This window comes from Kitasatospora nipponensis, assembly GCF_039528135.1.
GTDB classification, from domain to species: Bacteria; Actinomycetota; Actinomycetes; order Streptomycetales; family Streptomycetaceae; genus Kitasatospora; species Kitasatospora nipponensis.
Map to the genome: position 1 here is coordinate 103,528 of NZ_BAAALF010000001.1, position 16,889 is coordinate 120,416.

Genomic DNA, 16,889 nt, shown 5'->3' on the forward strand with positions numbered 1-16,889 from the left:
CGGCGGCGATCGGCGGGGGTGAGGCTCCGCGCGCTGTTGGCCGTCGCCGGCCTGCTCCTCGGCATCGCCGGACTCGGCCTGATCAGCAGCCAGTCGGCCACCGCCGACTCCGCGTTGGGCGGCCCCATCACCCGCAGCGAGATCATGTCCCGGGCCCAGTACTGGGTGGACAACCAGCCGGGCTCCTACGACTCGAACGTCACCTCCCCCGGCCCCGGCGGCGACTTCTCCTACCGCAACGACTGCTCCGGCTACGTGTCGATGGCCTGGCACCTGGGCGCCAACCCCTGGACCGGGGCGCTGTTCGACACCTACTCCTACGCCATCGACCGCAGCGCCCTGCAGTCCGGCGACATCATGGACGACTACAGCGAGCACGTCTTCCTCTTCGACCAGTGGCTCGACGACAGCGGCGACTTCTCGTACTACACCTTCGGCTCCACGCCGGTGCAGCACCTGACCGCCAACATCAACAACGCCTCGCTGGACGGTCACCCCAACGGCGACTACTCCGCCCGTCGTTACAACAACCTGATCGAGGACGGCGTCGCCAAGCCGCACCCGTACCCCGCCGGGCGGGTGGTCTCCGGCCGCGACGCGGACGGCCGTCTGGAGTCCTTCGCCGGCGGGCACGACGGGATCTGGCACGCCTGGCAGACGGCCGTCAACGGCGGATGGTCGGACTGGGTGAACGAAGGAGGCCCGGCCGACGCCCAGTTGGCGATCGCACCGAACCAGGACGGCCGACTCGAGCTCTTCGCCCTCAACGGCTCGGTGCTGGACCACATCTGGCAGACCGCACCGAACGCCGGCTGGTCGGGCTGGGCCCAACTGGGCGGCGGCGGTTACCGCCTGGCGGCCGGGAGCAACGACGACGGCCGGATCGAGGTCTTCGCCTCCAACGGCTCCGGCGTCTTCCACACCTGGCAGACCGCGCCCAACAGCGGCTTCGCCGCCTGGGCCGGGGTCGGCGGCCCGCCGAACTCGCGCCTGCAGATGGAGAGTTCCCCGGACGGCCGGCTGGAGGTCTTCGCGCTCTCCGACACGGCCTTCGGCCACCTCTACCAGACGGCCGTCAACGGCGACTGGTCCGCCTGGGACGACTTCGGCGGCGGTGGGCACGGGTTGACGGTCGACCACGACGCGGACGGCCGCCTCGAGGTGTTCGCCTCCAACGGCTCCGGGGTGTTCCACCGCTGGCAGACCGGTCCGAGCAGCTGGTCGGACTGGACCGGCACCGGCGGCGGGGCCACCGACTCCGAACTCACCTCCGCCCAGGCGGTCGACGGACGCATCGAGGTCTTCGCCGTCAACGGCGCCACCGCGACCCACCTGTGGCAGACCGGCGTCAACGGCACCTGGTCGGCCTGGGAGACCTTCGGCACCGGCGGCACCACCATCACCGCCGCCAACAACCAGGACGGCCGGCTGGAGGTGTTCGCCACCAGCAGCGCCGGGGTCTTCCACCGCTGGCAGACCGGCTTCAGCACCTGGTCCGCCTGGGCCTGGCTGGCCTCCACCGCGGGCCCGCCGATGAGCTGACCCTCCCACCCCGGCAACGCCCTGCGCGGCCCCGCCCCCGGCGAGGCCGCGCAGGCGTGCTTGCGCCCTCACCCGCACCACGTGGCGGGCCGAGGGCCGCCCCCCGGCGACCGGGTCGGCCCGGCCCCTTTCTTGCCACCCCCGGACACTGTGCCTAGGGTGACCGCGGGACGGTGATCAGGGTGTTCGCGGATGGTGAGGACGGGGCGGCGGGCCGGCGCGGCAGGTTCCCGATGGTGGGCCGCCACCGTGAGCTCGGGCAGCTGCTGGCCGCGGTTCGACAGGCCCCCGCCGTCGTGCTGGTCGAGGGGGAGGCCGGCATCGGCAAGTCCCGCCTGGTGCGCGAGGCCTCCTTCGTGCTGCACGCGGAGCGGTGGCGGGTCCTGTCCGGTGGCTGTCACCCCCTGCGCGAGCCGTTCCCCTTCGGGCCGGTGGTGGACGCCCTGCGCAAGGCCGATCTGGCGCACGCCCCCGTCTTCCCGCCCACCGCCGGTGCGCTCGCGCCGTTGCTGCCCGACCTGGCCGACCGGCTCCCGCCCCCACCGCCGCAGCCGGCCGACGTGTCCGCGCAGCGTTTCCAGCTCCTCCAGGCGGTCCGGTCCTTCCTCGCGGCGCTCGGCCCCACCGTGCTGGTCGCGGAGGACCTGCATTGGGTGGACGAGGCGACCCGCGACCTGCTCCTGCTGCTCGCCCGTGACCTGCCGCCGCAGCTGGCCCTGGTCCTCACCTACCGGGCCGAGGACCTGCCCACCGGAGGGACCGTGCTGGGCGCGGCCTACCGCCGGCCGCCGGGCACGGGCGGCACCCTGGTCCGGCTCGGCCCGCTGCCGCAGGCCGACGTGCGCGAGCTGGCGGCGGCCGCCCTCGGTGAGCACGCCACCCCCGCCCTCGCCGCCGCCCTGTACCGGCGCTGCGAGGGTCTGCCGCTGGTCGCCGAGGAGGACCTGATCACCCTCGCCGAGCAGGGCGGAGCCCACGGGTACACCGGATCGGCGCAGGGGCTGGCGGAGGCGGACGCACCGCCCGGCCTGCGCGAGGCGGTCACCGAACGGCTCGGCCGGCTGTCGCCGGCCGCCTTCGCCCTCGCCCGGGCGGCCGCGGGGCTCGCGGGCGCCCCCGGCGAGGAACTGCTCCGCGACCTGGCCGAACTCGACGCCGACCAGGGCGCCGAGGCGGTGACCGAGCTGCTGGCGGCGTCGGTGCTGCGCGAGGCGGACCACGGCGCGTACGTGTTCCGGCACGTGCTCGCCCAGCAGGTCGTCTACCGGAGCATCCCCGCCCCCGCGCGGCTGCGCCTGCACCGGCGCACGGTCGATTCGCTCCGGGGCCGCACCCCGGCGCCCCTGGTGCAGATCGCCCACCACACCCTGGCCTCCGGTGACCGCGCCGGCTGGCTGCTGCGGGCCCAGGAGGCCGCCGACCGGGCGATCGCCGTCCGTGACAACGGGACGGCCGCGGCGTTGCTGCACCAACTGCTGGGCCGGCCGGAGCTGCAGGGCGAGGGTCGGTCCCGTGCGGCCCTCGCGCTGGCCGGGGTCGCCGCGACCAGCCTCGAGTTCCGCACCGATGCCCGGCTGTTGCGCCGGCTCCTCGCCGACCCGCGGCTGCCGCAGGAGGTCCGCGGCGAGATCCGGCTCGGCCTGGGCCTGGGCATGCTCAACGAGACCGCGGATCCGGCCGGGTTCGACGAGGTCGAACGGGCGGTCGGCGAGCTGGTGGAGCGCCGTCCCGAGCGCGCCGTCCGGGCGATGGTCGCGCTGGCCCTCAAGGAGGCCGAGGGGCCGCAGTACACCGGGGCCTGGCTGGACCGGGCCGAGGCGGCCGTCCGCGACGGCGGGAACGAGGCGCTGCGGGCCGCCGTCCGGGCCAGTCGGCTGACCCTGATGACCTGTCAGGCCGACCCGTCCGTGTGGGAGTCGGTCGCACGGCTGCCGCGTGACACGCGGGACCGCGAGGTGCTCCGGCAGACCGGGCGCGCCCTGCAGAACGTCGCCGACACCGCCGCGTACCTCGGGCACGACGGACGGGCCGCCGCGCTGGCGACCGAGGCGGGCCAGATCGCGGCCCGGGTCGGCAGCCCGATCTCGGTGTTCCTGTCGGGTGGCACGCTGCTGCGGCTGGACGCCCTGGCCGGACGGTGGGACGGGCTGGAGGAGCGCCTGGACGCGCTGGTGGAGGCCTACCCGACCGCGGTCGCCCCGCTGACCGAACGGGCGGTGCTGACCGGCATGCTGGCCGCGGCCCGTGGGCAGCACGCCAGGGCGCTCCAGCTGCTCGGCGAGGCCGCCGGGATCGGTGGGAACCAGTTGGTGGTCGGCACGGAACTGCGGATCGCGACCGGCCTGAGCTCCCTCCACCTCGCCCGGGGCGACGCCCTGCGCGCCTGGGTGGTCGCCGAGCAGGCGGTCGAGACCGCTCGGCGGGCCGCCGCCTGGCCCCGGGCGGCCGAGTTCGCCCGCGGGCTCGTCGGGCGCGACGCCCCCGCGGCGGCCGCCGACCTGGCGCTGGCCCACGGCCTGCTCCGGCGGGAGGCCGAACCGGTCGCCGCCGCACGGCACTTCGCCGAGGCGGCGGACGGCTGGCGGGGGATCGGGCGGCCGTACGACACGGCCCGGGCGCTGGAACGGTGCGCGGACGCCCTGCTGCGGACGAGTCCCGGGCAGGCGGCGGCCCCGTTCGCCGAGGCGCTGACCCTCTTCACGGACCTCGGAGCCACCGCCGACGCCACCCGCTGCGGGAAGGTGCTGGGCGACCTCGGCCTCGTCCGCCGTGGGCCCGGCCGTCGAGGGTACGGCGGCACGCTCTCGCCGCGCGAGCACCAGGTCGCCGGGATGCTCGCGGCGGGCGCCACCAACCAGGCGATCGCCGACGACCTCCACCTGTCGCCGCGGACGGTGGAGAACCACGTCGCCAAGGTGCTGCGCAAGCTCGGCACCGGGCGGAAGGACGTGGCGACGGTGTACCCGCAGCCGTCCGACCGCGGCTGAGCGGGTCCGTTCCGGGTGGGCCGGTCCGGGCCGGGTGGGCCGGGTGGGTCGGCTGTCCGGGGGAGCGGTCGGTGGCGGGCCGCGACCGACCTGAACGGAACCGATCAGGCGTCGTCGCCTTTCACTCCCGACACCCGCACAGCACATCCGCCGGCGAGCCGTACCGTCAAGAGCTCGCGGCGTTCGATTCCCGGTCGATATTTCTCTGTTGCCCGGGGCCGTGCGGTACCCACGGAAACGACTACTCATGAATTCCCGATCGATTGAACAGGTAGTTCCGGTCGCGGGGTACCCATGGTTTTCCGGCGCCCCGGGCGAGTGGCATCCCGCCAGAAGTCCCCTGGTGACAGGCGTATAAGGTCGGCTCGGCTCATCGTCCGTCGCGGTCCCAGCGACTGCCCGCACGGTTTCCGGCCGGCCCGAACGGCCGTCGGTGCGGTGATTCCACCGCCTTCGGAACCGGTCGAGTGCGGGAATCGAAGACTGTCCGCCGGACCGTCGTCCAGAGATTTCGCCCGAAATTCCCGGCGGCCATTGACCGGTGGCCCCGCCGTCACCATACTGTTCGATTCTGGTCGCCTCTGTTGTTTTGCGATGGTTCGCGGCCGTCCACCCAGTCATCCGGAAGAGGCGTGCGGTACGCCGCTCCCGGTCCCGACGAAAGGCATCCCCCCATGCCCGACTCCCTCCGCCTGCCCAGGCCGGGACGCGTCCTGCGCAGGGCGGCGTTGGCCGTCTCCCTGCTGCTGTCCGGTGTGCTGACCGCCGGTCAGGTCATCGCCCCCGCGGTCGCCTCGGCCGCCACCGTGTCCACGTCCATCACCGTCGACGGCAGCCGCTCCGGCCGGGTCTTCGACGGCGTGGGCGCCGCGAGCGGCGGCGGTGGCAACTCCCGTCTGCTGATCGACTACCCCGAGCCGCAGCGCAGCCAACTGCTGGACTACCTGTTCAAGCCCGGCTACGGGGCCTCGCTGCAGTCGCTGAAGATCGAGATCGGCGGGGACACCAACTCCACCGACGGCGCCGAACCCAGCTACCAGCACACCAAGGGCACCGTCGACTGCAACCAGGGCTACGAGTGGTGGCTGGCCGAGCAGGCCAAGCTGCGCAACCCGAACATCAAGCTGTACGGCCTGGCCTGGGGAGCGCCGGGCTGGATCGGGGTGAACGACCCCGCCAACCCCTCGCCCGGACAGCCGTACTTCTGGTCGCAGGACATGATCGACTACCTGGTGGGCTGGTTCGGCTGCGCCGCCCAGCACCACCTGCCCATCGACTACATCGGCGGCTGGAACGAGCGCGAGTACAACGCCACCTGGTACAAGGACTTCAAGGCCGCGCTGGTCGCCTCCGGCCACGGCGGCACCAAGGTCGTCGCGGCCGACAGCTACGACTGGAACCTCGCCTCGGACATGGCCGCCGACCCGCAGCTGAACGCCGCGATCGACGTCGTCGGCATGCACTACCCGTGCGGCTACCTCGGTGCGATGAGCACCTGCAACAGCACGCCGGCCGCACAGGCGCTCGGCAAGCCGATCTGGGCCAGCGAGAGCGGCTCGCAGGACTACGACACCGGGGCCCAGGCGGTGGCGCGCGCGATCAACCGCGACTACATCGACGGCAAGATGACCTCGTACATGAACTGGCCGGTCATCGCCGCCCTCTACCAGAACCTCTTCTTCTCCACCGACGGCCTCTCGATGGCCACCCAGCCCTGGTCCGGCAGCTACTCCCTCGGCAGGACCACCTGGGTCACCGCGCACACCACCCAGTTCACCCAGCCCGGCTGGCAGTACCTGGACCAGGCCAGCGGCTACCTCGGCGGGAACCGGGCCGACGGCAGCTACGTCTCGCTCAGGTCGCCGAACACCAGCGACTACAGCACGGTCATCGAGACCGTGGACGCGACCGCCGCGCAGAGCGCCACCTTCACCGTGGCCGGCGGCCTGTCCACCGGCCAGGTCCACGTCTGGGCGACCAACCTCAACTCGACCAACCCCGCCGACTACTTCGTCCACACCCAGGACCTCACGCCGGTGCGCGGCTCCTACACGCTCACCCTGCAGCCCGGTTACGTCTACACCGTGAGCACCACCACCGGCCAGGGCAAGGGCACCGCCACCGCGCCGGCTCCCGCGCCGCTGAACCTGCCGTACGCCGACGGCTTCGACACCCCGGCCGCCTCCACCTCGCCGAAGTACTTCTCCGACATGAACGGCGCCTTCCAGACCGTCGGTTGCGGTGGCGGCCGCACCGGTTCCTGCCTGCGCCAGATGGCCCCCGCCGCGCCGATCCACTGGACCGACGAGGCCAACAAGGCGCCCTACACCATCGTGGGTGACAGCACCTGGGTCGACTACACCGCCGCCGCCGACACCCTCTTCGAGCAGCCCGGCGCCGCCGAGGTGCTCGGCCGGGTCAACCAGCAGGGCCGCAACGACAACGGCCTGAACGCCTACCACCTGCGGCTGAGCGACACCGGCACCTGGTCGATCCTCAAGAGCGACCTGAACTGGAACTTCACCACCCTGGCCTCGGGCACCGTCCCCGCGCCCGGCCTGAACAGCTGGCACCACCTCGCGCTGACCATGCAGGGCCCGACCCTCACCGCGGCGATCGACGGCACCACCGTCGGCACCGTCACCGACTACTCGTTCACCTCCGGCATGGCCGGCCTGGCCCTGACCGGCTACCAGACCCAGCAGTTCGACAACCTCGCCCTCACCCCGGGCACCGGGAGCGGCACCTCCTTCACCGGCCAGGTCCCCTCCGGTGTCACCGGCAAGTGCCTGGACGACTCCGGCAACTCCGCCGCAGACGGCAGCAAGGTCATCATCTGGACCTGCGACCCCACCGACCCGGCCCAGACCTGGACCTGGAACAACGGTCAGCTCCAGCACAACGGCAAGTGCCTGGACGTGATCGGTGCGGCGACCGCCTCCGGCACCCTGGTCGACCAGTGGACCTGCAACGGCGGCGGCAACCAGCAGTGGACGGTCCAGAGCGACGGCACCCTGAAGGGCGTCCAGTCCGGCCTCTGCCTCGACGACCCCGCCGCCAGCACCACCGACGGCACCCAACTCATCATCTGGACCTGCACCGGCGCCGCCAACCAGCGCTGGACCCTGCCCTAACCGGTCCCCCCACCCCACCCGGCCACTTCGTCGGCTGACCTGCCCCGGCCCGCTCCGCCCCGGCCCGCTCCGCCCCCTGCGCCCCGCCTTCGATCCGAGGCGGCCCTAGGCGGGCGTCAGTCCGTGGAATCCCTCTCCGGCGTCCCGTCGCCCCCGGTGTCCGGGCGCGAGGCGCGGCCGGCGGGCCGGTCGTCGGTGTGCTCCGCCGCGTGCGGGTCGATCGCGGCCGCCCAGCGCTGCGCCCAGTGGGCGAGGGGGTTCAGGGCGTCGCGCGCCTCTTGCCCCAGCGGGGTGAGCTCGTAGCGGCTGTCCGGCAGTTGGTGAATCACCCGGGCATCCAGCAGCTCGGTCAGGCGCTGTCGCATCACGCTGGAGGACATGTCGTCGCACTGCTTCTGCAGGGGGCGGAATCCGAGCGGACCCGCGCGCAGCTCCCACAGGATGCGCAGGCTCCACCGCCGCCCGAAGAGGTCGAGTGCGGCCATGAGGGGGCGGCCGCTGGTCGAGCCGCGAACGGGATGGCCAGGTCTGGGTGTCGCCATGTCGGGATGTCCAGCTCTCCAGGGTTGATGCTTCGAATTCCGACACGCTAGCATCGGTGACTGCTTCGGAAATCGAAGCGGAGGGGCTGGGGTGGCACCGCCACGCGGCAGATCGGGCGGTTGCCGCCACCACGCCGACGTCCACTGAGAGCTGGAGACCAGATGACCACGACCGAGTTTCCCGCGGCGTTTCCCCTGGCGTTTCCCGCGGCGTTTCCCTCAGCGGCAGCACGGGCCGCCGCCGCTGCCGCCCTGGTCGAGGACGCGGCCGGCGAGGACCTCACCACCGTGTGGAGCGTTCCCGAGGACCTGGCGGCCACGGCCGAGATCCGCACCCGGCAGAGCGGCATCGCCGCCGGCCTCCCCGTGGTCACCGAGGTCTTCGCGCAGGTCGACCCCGGGGTCACGGTCGAGCCGGCCGTTGCCGACGGCGCCCAACTGGTAGAGGGCCAGGTCCTGGTGCGCCTGTCCGGCCCGGCGCGCAGCCTGATCACCGGGGAGCGCACGGCGCTGAACTTCCTGCAGCGCATGTGCGGTATCGCGACGCTGACCGACCGCTACGTCCGAGCCGTGGCAGGCACCGGGGCGCGCATCCTGGACACGCGCAAGACCGCGCCGGGCCTGCGCGCCCTGGACAAGTACGCGGTCACCGCCGGCGGCGGCCACAACCATCGCCCCGATCTCGCGGCGATGGTCCTGCTCAAGGAGAACCACATTGCCGCGGCGGGCGGGGTGAGCGCCGCGATCGAGGCGGTCCGGCGCGGGACGGCGCGCACCGGGCAGACCGTGGAGAGCGATGTCGAGGTGCAGACCGTCACCCAGGCCGTCGAGGCCCTCGACGCCGGAGCCCGCTGGATCATGCTCGACAACATGCCGGTGGCCGACATCGAGCAGGTCGTGAAGCTCCGGGCCGGGCGGGCCGACGCCTCCCGGATCCTGCTGGAGGCCTCGGGTACCGTCCGCCTGGACACGGTTCTCGCCATCGCGGCGACGGGCGTCGACCTCATCTCGGTCGGGGCGCTGACGCACAGCGCCCCCGCACTGGACCTGACCATGCTGCTGACGAGCGGCCCGGTGCCGTGTCCGAGGTAGCGATCGTCGACGCGTGTCAGCGGGACGGCGCGGGCGGCAGCCCGACCGCCGTCCTGGACGACGCGCCGTTCACCGACGAGGAGCGACGCCGCATTCCCACGGAGTCGGGCACCTCGCACGCCGTCTTCCTCCGCGCGACCGGAATCGAGCGTCGTCAGCCCGCGTACACCCTGCGGTTCTTCACCGCGCAGGACGAACTGCCCGCCTGCGGCCACGGCACCGTCGCCGCCCTCGCCCTGCTCGCCGAACGGGACGGCGGCGACCACGACTTCCACGCCGTGCTGCGGACGGCCCACCGCAGCTTCGACGGCCGGGCAAGCCGAAACGGTGACGGTCTGACCGCCTCGTTCGACCCGGGCCCGGTCAGCCTGCGCAGCGCCGGTGGATCCGAAGTGAGCGCGGTCGCGGGCGGCCTCGGACTGACCCGGGACGCGGTCGCCGGCGACGCCCGCGTGGCGTCGAGCGGGCGGCCGAGGCTGCTGCTGCCCGTCCGGTCCCGCGCCGCACTGGCCGGACTCACGCCGGACTTCACCCGGTTGCGCGCAGCCTGTGACCGCTACGGTCTGCTGGGCTGCTTCGCCTACTCGCCCCCGGACCGCCACGGCCGAGCAGCGGCCCGGATGTTCGCCCCGTCGATCGGCGTCCCCGAGGACATCGCCAACGCCAACAGCACGGCCTGTCTGGCAGCGCATGCCGCCGGGTTCGGCACACACCGCCTCACCGTCGACATGGGTGACCACCTCGGCAGCCCGTCCACCATCACCGCGACCGTCCACCGCGACCGCACCGGGCACCGGATCCGAGTCGGCGGCCGAGCGGCGATCGTGCGCACGCTCATGCGCTGAGCCCCGCACTGAGCCCCGCACTCAGTTCTGCACTCAGCCCTTCGCTGTGCCCTACGCGCACAAGACGAGGCCGCCGGTGCGCAGCAGGCCCGACCGCTCCCCTTCCGGCGAGCCGTCCTTCTCCCTGTCCCCCCATCTCCCGGCCCGGCCCGCCCCGGACCCGATCCGAGTCCCGCACCCGATGTGGCAGGCCGGCCGGCCGGAACAGTCATGTCGAGGACGGGAGCCTCGTCCTCCTCGAAATCGCTCCTTCCATCCCGGCCCTCATCGAGTCCCACGCCCTGATCGACATGGTCTCGACCTGGGATCGCAGCTCAACCGGTGTCGACGGCTTCGCGCTCGCCCGCCGGCTCGACGGCCTTACCGACGTCCCCGAAGCCTCGGGCCCCACCGTTCGCTGGAGGGTCTCCGACAACGTTGCGGTCAAGGAATTCCAGAGCTGGACCAGCCAGGCGCCTCGCCACTGGCGCGCGGTCATCTGGAGGGGTGGTGAAACCGGCCGCCTCCAGGTCGAAGCGGCCGCCGTGTGCGCAACCGAGCAGCCACACGTGCGGTGACCACCGGCATCGACCCCCAGTCGGTCAGAGCCGCCGAGAGCCGAACGATGTCTCGACCGTCACTCCGACGGAATGGTGTCGGAGCCGGGAGGCTACGAGCTCCACCTCGACGAACGTGCCCACGAGACCGGTCGCCTTCAACACGTTCGCCATAGCCCGTGCTCGTGCCAGCGACAGGCCGTGCACCTCTCGAAGGGCGCGCAGGACGGGCACCGCACTCGCCTCGGGCGCTGTCAGCCGGAGCCGGGCGGGTCCGTGTTCCGCCAGGAGGGCCTGGCGGATCTCCTCCGGAGTCGCGTCACCGAAGTCCTGGTCGCACCAGGCGACGGGGCAGGACTGGCAGGCTCCCTCGGTCCCCCACCACAGACGTCCGCCTCCGATGTGCTGGCCGGTGTCGAGTATCAGCACACCGCCGCAGGCCTCGCATCGTGTCGTGATCGTCACGCCCTGGCTGATCACCGCGCTCCTGTTCATCGGACCTCGCCCCGGATGGTGCCGCAACGACACCCCTCCGTCGACCGAGTATCCTCGCCAAACCTCCCGGGTTGGTTGCGGGTACAGCTGCGGTCGCGATGCCGGCGCACCAGCCTCCCAGCCCGGGCCGATCGCGCTTGCAACCGGTGATGTCGCCGTGGTGCGGATGCCGCAGACGTCGGCCGTACGGCGTTCGCCCAACGCCAGCGCCAGGGACTGCCTGAGCTTTCGGAGGCCCGCTGCCGATCGGGACCGGGCGGGTAGCAGGGACGGGGCGATGCCGGGCTCGTAGGTCGAGTTCACCGACGTGGGTCACCGGCTTCGTCCGCCGAACGCCTGGTACCGGCCGCACCGGCCGCGCCGCCCGGGATGCCGGGAGCCAGAGGCCCCGAGCGGGCGGTCGCTACCGGCTGCTCGGGGCCTCTGGGTCGCGGTGGCTACGGAGCCGAGGCTCAGCAGCGGTGGAGGGACTCGCAGTCCTCCCAACGGGTGCCGCTGTCCGGGGTGGTGGAGCCGGGGGCCGGGGCCATCAGGGAGCGGGGGGCGGCCGGGGAGGTGGTGGGGGCCTGGTGGCCGGTGGCGAGGCGGACGGCGACGGCGTCGAGGATGTCGTGCGGGACGGGGCCGGTGAAGTTGTTCAGCATCGCGGTGAAGGCCAGGTGGTGGCCGTCGGGGGTGGTGACGTAGCCGGTGAGGTTGTCGACGCCGCTCATGGAGCCGGTCTTGGCGTGGACGTTGTTGGCGGCGGCGGTGCCGCGCATGCGGTTGGCGAGGGTGCCGCCGACGAGGCGGTCGGGGTTGCCGGCGACGGGGAGGGCGTTGTACCAGGCCTGGTACCACGGCTTGGTCTGGGCGGCCTTGAGGAGAGCGGTCATCTTGGCGGGCGTGATCAGGTCGTAGCGGGAGAGCCCGGAGCCGTCGACCTGGCGGCCGGCGGGGGTGGTGAGGCCGTTGGCCGCCAGGAAGCTCTTGATCTGGGTGATGCCGGCGGTCCAGGTGCCCTGGCCGGCCTTGACCTTGCCGATCTCCTTGGTGAGGTGCTCGGCCATGCCGTTGTTGCTGAGCTTGAGCATCGGCACGATGAGTTCGGAGAGCGGCGCCGAGTCGTGGCTCGCCAGTGGCTGGGTGGCCTCGGTGCCGGTGGCGGCCCGGACGTCGTCGTGGACGACGTGGACGCCGTGGCGCTCCAGGGCGCCGGCGAAGACGTCGCCGGTGTAGACGGCCGGGTTCTCCACGGTCTGCCAGAAGGTGACGGGGGCGGCGCCGATCGGCAGGCTGCCGTTCAGGTCGAGCGAGTTGACGGAGCGTCGGCGCTCGACGTCGGCGGTGGTGGTGCTGCCCGCCGCGCCGGTGGTGATCCTGCCGTCGAGCTGCATCGGCGCCTCGGCGGGCGACAGGCTCACCCGGGCGTCGTCCCCGGCGTTGGCGCCCGGGGTGACCGTCACCTGCACGGTGTCCATGGTGTACTCGGAGTCCGGGGCGACGGTGAGGCCGGATATCTGCGGGCTGTACGTGTACGGCTGGTCGTCCCAGGCCCAGCCGGGGCCGTACGGGGTGGAGTCGTAGCGGGTTCCGTCGGCGAGCACGCGGCCGGTGACGGTGGTGATGCCCGAGTCGGCGACCCGGGCGGCGAGGTCGTCGAGGTCCCCGGGCCGCAGGCTGGGGTCGCCGCCGCCGCGCAGGAGGAGGTCGCCGACCAGCACCCGACCGTACACGCTGCCGGCGGTGCGGACCTCGGTGGTGAACCGGTGGTCGGCGCCGAGCAGTTCGAGCGCGGCGGCCGAGGTGACGGTCTTCAGGGTGGACGCCGGGGTGAGCAGGGCGTCGGGCTGGTGCTGGTAGAGCACCTGGCCGGTGTCGGCGTCGATGACCTGCACGCCGGCCTGAGCGTTGGTCAGCCGGGCATCGGCAAGGATCGCGCCGAGGTCGGCGGTGAGCGTGGGATCGGCGGGCGCGGGGGTGTCCGCCTGGGCGGATCCGACGAGCAGGGACGCGGCGAGCATCACGGCGGCGAGCGGCAGGGTGCGGCGCTGCAGGCGTACGGTCAACAGGGGCTCCAGGAAGCAGGTCGGCGGGGGCGGTTCCGTCACGCCCCGGCCCGCGCGCAGGCGCGGGCGGTCGACCGAGATGCCCCCATTTGTCGTGATCACGCTACCAGTAGGGCGATCGGCTGTTCTGAGGGTGTGTCATGTGTCATCAGTAGTAATGCGCTGACGGTCGGAAACGTTGCACGGTCCGCTCGTCCTGGCACGGGTGCGGCCGGCGGCGCGCGAGGGCCCGCCTCGTCGTGGTCGTCCCGAGGTGGGCGCGAGGGGTGGACGGGCTGGTCGCTGCCCCGGCACTGATCCGCGAGTCATTGACCGTGAAACCGTCTCCGGTCGTCTTCATCGCCCAGTACTGCAGGACCTGGGATTCGGGAGACCGGTGTCCGCCTTTCCCACCGCCGTCGCCGTGAAGTCGGGCGCCGGCCCGCGCCGCCACCGGCGTCCCGGGCACTGGTAGGCGCAGCCTCCTACCGGCCGTAGCATGAGGGGCATGGAGCTGCGCCAACTCCGCTACTTCGTCGCGGTCGCCGAGGAGCTGAACTTCGGTCGGGCCGCTGCCCGGCTGCTGATCGCGGGCCCGTCCCTGTCCCAGCAGATCAAGGCACTGGAACGCGACCTCGGGGTGGTCCTGTTCGACCGCGACCGGCGCTCGGTCGCGCTCACTGCGGCGGGCACGGCGCTGCTCCCGCACGTGAGGGCCCTGCTGGACCGGGCCGACGACCTGCGGCGCCGGGCGGGGCGGCTGTCCGGTGCGGAGCCGGTCCGGCTGGGCTACGTCACCTGGTTGCCGCCCGACCTGACCGCTCGCACCTCCGCGGTGGCCCGGGTGCACATCGACGCGTGGGTTGCGCCCTCCCACGCCCAGACCGCCCGGGTCGCCGATGGCAGTCTGGACCTCGCGGTGTGCTGGGTGCGGGACGAGGAGCTGGAACAACTGGGCCTGGTGGCCCGGTTGGTCGGCGTGAACCGGCTCCATGCGGTGTCCGTGGGGACCGGCGCCGGTGCCGTGCGCGCCCGGGACACCGCCGTGCTTCTGGACGACGACGTCAACTCCTGGGCGTCGTGGAACGCCTACGCCGAGGAACTGGTCCGCGGCACGGGTTCGCGGGCCGAGCACATCGCCGACGGCGGTGTCATGGGTGCGGCGTTCTTCGACCACGTCCGCCGCCTTGGCCGACCGGTCGTCAACTCACCCAAGGGGCAGACGATTTCACTGCCTCCCGACCTGGTTCAGCGACCGATCGTGGCGCCCCAGGTGCACTGGACCTGGTTGCTGGTCCGGCGTGCCGACGAGCAGCGCGCGGAGGTGCTCGCCGTGGTCGACGCGCTCTGCGAGGCAGTCGGAGACCTCGGGCCGGATGGCCCGGACGCCTGGCTGCCGATGGGCGACCGGCAGCGGCGCTCGCAGCACTAGGGCGCTGACCAGGGTTGGAAGGCTGGGCCTTCCAGCAGGGAGGCAGTTGGTCCTGACGCTGGGCCGGCGGGGCGTTGCCCGCGGCGCAGCGGCCTGCCTACGGTGACGGAGTCGATCGGCGGCCGCGGCTGCGGCGGGGGACCGGCGCCCCGGGGACGGGCCGGCCGTGATCACCGGTGACAGCAGGGCAATCGCTTCCGCCGGTGAGAGCGCCGGATTCATCCGCACGAAGGTCGTGAACGAATTGGTCGGCGGGCACGTGACCGCGCTGGGCGAGGACAACGTCGAGATCACCGCCGATGGCGATGAACCGCACCGCACCGCACCGACCGCACCGAAGTGCACCGCACCGCACCGACCGCACCGCACTGCATGCCGGAGCTGGTCGGCGCCGCCCAAATCAGCTCCCAGTATCCATAGTTGACGCACAGTAAGGGTCATTGCAGCTCATGCCCGCAGATGCTCCGCACAACACCGCATCGCCGCAGTCCGCCTTCCAGCCCCTCCAGCCGGATGACCCGGGCGAGGTGGCCGGCTACCGGTTGTACGCGCGTCTGGGGGCCGGCGGGATGGGCCGGGTCTACCTCTCCTACACCCCCGGTGGACGCCCGGTGGCGCTCAAGGTGGTGCGCCCGGAGTTCGCCGAGGAGCCCGAGTTCCGTCGCCGGTTCGCCCAGGAGGTGGCCAACGCGCAGCGGATCCACGGCCTGTACACCGCGCAGGTGATCGATGCCGGTGCCGAGGCGGAGTCGCCTTGGCTGGTCAGCGCGTACGTGCCGGGGCCCTCGCTGCAGCAGGTGGTGCGCGAGCACGGCGCGCTGCCGGTGCGCACCGTGCTGCTGCTGCTCGGTGGCATCGCCGAGGCACTGCAGGCGATTCACGGCGTCGACGTGGTGCACCGCGACCTGAAGCCCGCCAACGTGCTGGTGGCCGCCGACGGCCCGCGGGTGATCGACTTCGGGATCGCCCGGGCCGCCGACGCCACCGCGCTAACCGGCACCGGTCTGCGGATCGGCTCGCCCGCCTTCATGTCGCCCGAGCAGGCCATGGGAGCGGCGGTCACCCCCGCCACCGACGTCTTCGCGCTGGGGGCGCTGGCCGCGTACGTGGCCGGCGGCGTGCAGCCGTTCGGTGAGGGCCCGGACACCGCGGTGCTCTTCCGGGTGGTGTACGAGCCGCCGGTGCTGGATGCGGTGCCCGACGAGCTGCGCGAGCTGCTGCTGCGCTGCCTGGCCAAGTCGCCCGAGGACCGGCCGAGTCCGGCCGAGATCATCGAGATCGCCCGTAACCATCCCGAGGTCGGTGGGCAGTTGCGGTTCACCGACGACTGGCTCCCCGCGCCGGTCGCCACCGAGATCACCCGCCGCTCCGACCTGCCCAGGGCGCTGCCGACCCCCACCGTCCTCGACTCGGTGCCCTCGTTCGGCACCCCGACGCCGGCGGCGGTTCCCCCGCCACCGATCAGCGAGATGCCCACCACGCAGGCGCGGCCCCCGGCTCGGACCGTCCCGGTCCCCGGGCCCGCGCCGACCCCGGCGGCGCCGCAGGCCACGGGCGTCTCCCGGAAGACCCTGCTGACCGTCGCCGTGGTGGTGGCGCTCGTCGGCGCGCTGGCCGGGGTGCTGCTGTCCCGGACCGACAGGTCGACTACCGGCAGCAGCGCCAACCACGGCCTGGCTACCGCGAAGTCCCCGTCCACGACCGCGAGTTCGCCTGCGACCGCACCGGTAGCCGCGCCGGCAGCCGCAGCGACAACCGCACCCACCGATGCGGCCTCCACCGCCGCGGCGAGCTACACCCCGCTGGTGAGCAAGGTCGAACTGGACATCCCGGCAGCCATGTACGCCACCACCGCCTACCAGGTCGACCTGAGCAGCGGAAAGCTGAGCCCCGCTGACAGCGCCCCCAAGTGGGGGCTCGCCCTGACGCACAACAGCCCCAGCGGCGGCGCCTCGGCCGACTCCTTCACCTGGGCCGGCTTCGACCACTCCGACTTCGCCGTGGCCACCGACCCGACGACCACCCCGGCCCGGTGCAGCAGCGCGATCGACACCCACCCCGAATCCGTCCCGAGCTTCGCCCACGCGAGCGCCGGCCGGCTGCTCTGCATCCGCGACCGCTCCACCGACTCCATCGCGATCGCGACCATCGAGAGCGCCGACGTACAGACCGGCGAGGTCAAGCTCTCCCTGAGCGCCTGGCAGGCCGGCAGCTCATGAACCCGGAGGGCGAGCTCGGCCTCGGCCTCCGGCAGTCA

Annotated in this window: 12 protein-coding genes; 9 read left to right on the forward strand and 3 right to left on the reverse strand. The window is 72.9% G+C overall.

Annotation, left to right across the window (positions count from 1 at the left end; genetic code table 11):
• Positions 1-18 precede the first annotated feature (18 nt).
• The 3 genes from ABD323_RS00395 (at position 19) to ABD323_RS00405 (ending at position 7,663) form a co-directional block, all read left to right on the forward strand.
• Positions 19-1,542: a PLL family lectin gene (locus tag ABD323_RS00395; RefSeq protein WP_344437573.1), complete on the forward strand. Its 1,524-nt coding sequence runs from the start codon at positions 19-21 to the stop codon at positions 1,540-1,542.
• A gap of 182 nt (positions 1,543-1,724) precedes the next feature.
• Complete coding sequence (locus tag ABD323_RS00400; protein WP_344437575.1) at positions 1,725-4,529, forward strand: helix-turn-helix transcriptional regulator; 2,805 nt, start codon at positions 1,725-1,727, stop codon at positions 4,527-4,529.
• Positions 4,530-5,203: 674 nt separating this feature from the next.
• Positions 5,204-7,663, forward strand: a complete 2,460-nt coding sequence (locus ABD323_RS00405; RefSeq protein ID WP_344437577.1) for a ricin-type beta-trefoil lectin domain protein — start codon at positions 5,204-5,206, stop codon at positions 7,661-7,663.
• Between the two features lie 116 nt (positions 7,664-7,779).
• Here the strand turns inward: ABD323_RS00405 and ABD323_RS00410 are convergent, their stop codons facing one another.
• Positions 7,780-8,148, reverse strand: coding sequence for a winged helix-turn-helix transcriptional regulator (locus tag ABD323_RS00410; RefSeq protein WP_425555815.1), 369 nt, complete (start codon positions 8,146-8,148; stop codon positions 7,780-7,782).
• Positions 8,149-8,367: 219 nt separating this feature from the next.
• Here ABD323_RS00410 and nadC point away from each other — a divergent pair, with 219 nt between their 5' ends.
• The 3 genes from nadC to ABD323_RS00425 all read left to right on the forward strand — a co-directional run bounded on the left by nadC (position 8,368) and on the right by ABD323_RS00425 (position 10,699).
• Positions 8,368-9,297 carry a carboxylating nicotinate-nucleotide diphosphorylase gene (gene nadC / locus ABD323_RS00415; protein ID WP_344437581.1) on the forward strand — a complete coding sequence of 310 codons (930 nt, stop codon included), beginning with the start codon at positions 8,368-8,370 and terminating at the stop codon, positions 9,295-9,297.
• Positions 9,285-10,142, forward strand: a complete 858-nt coding sequence (locus tag ABD323_RS00420) for a PhzF family phenazine biosynthesis protein (protein WP_344437584.1) — start codon at positions 9,285-9,287, stop codon at positions 10,140-10,142. The genes nadC and ABD323_RS00420 overlap by 13 nt, the downstream gene beginning before the upstream one ends.
• Positions 10,143-10,432: 290 nt before the next feature.
• A complete protein-coding gene (locus ABD323_RS00425; protein ID WP_344437586.1) occupies positions 10,433-10,699 on the forward strand; it encodes a hypothetical protein in 267 nt (88 codons plus the stop codon).
• Between the two features lie 24 nt (positions 10,700-10,723).
• On the opposite strand, the gene ABD323_RS00430 is transcribed toward ABD323_RS00425, so the two are convergent.
• Positions 10,724-11,158, reverse strand: a complete 435-nt coding sequence (locus tag ABD323_RS00430; protein ID WP_344437588.1) for a hypothetical protein — start codon at positions 11,156-11,158, stop codon at positions 10,724-10,726.
• Positions 11,159-11,625: 467 nt separating this feature from the next.
• On the reverse strand, positions 11,626-13,323 hold the full coding sequence (dacB, locus tag ABD323_RS00435; RefSeq protein ID WP_344437590.1) for a D-alanyl-D-alanine carboxypeptidase/D-alanyl-D-alanine endopeptidase: 1,698 nt from the start codon (positions 13,321-13,323) through the stop codon (positions 11,626-11,628).
• Positions 13,324-13,699: 376 nt separating this feature from the next.
• Between dacB and ABD323_RS00440 the strand changes: the two genes are divergently transcribed.
• The 3 genes from ABD323_RS00440 to ABD323_RS00450 all read left to right on the forward strand — a co-directional run bounded on the left by ABD323_RS00440 (position 13,700) and on the right by ABD323_RS00450 (position 16,851).
• A complete protein-coding gene (locus tag ABD323_RS00440) occupies positions 13,700-14,632 on the forward strand; it encodes a LysR family transcriptional regulator (protein WP_344437592.1) in 933 nt (310 codons plus the stop codon).
• A 166-nt stretch (positions 14,633-14,798) separates the two neighbouring features.
• Complete coding sequence (locus ABD323_RS00445; RefSeq protein WP_344437594.1) at positions 14,799-15,056, forward strand: hypothetical protein; 258 nt, start codon at positions 14,799-14,801, stop codon at positions 15,054-15,056.
• A gap of 25 nt (positions 15,057-15,081) precedes the next feature.
• Positions 15,082-16,851 carry a serine/threonine-protein kinase gene (locus tag ABD323_RS00450; RefSeq protein WP_344437596.1) on the forward strand — a complete coding sequence of 590 codons (1,770 nt, stop codon included), beginning with the start codon at positions 15,082-15,084 and terminating at the stop codon, positions 16,849-16,851.
• Positions 16,852-16,889: the final 38 nt, after the last annotated feature.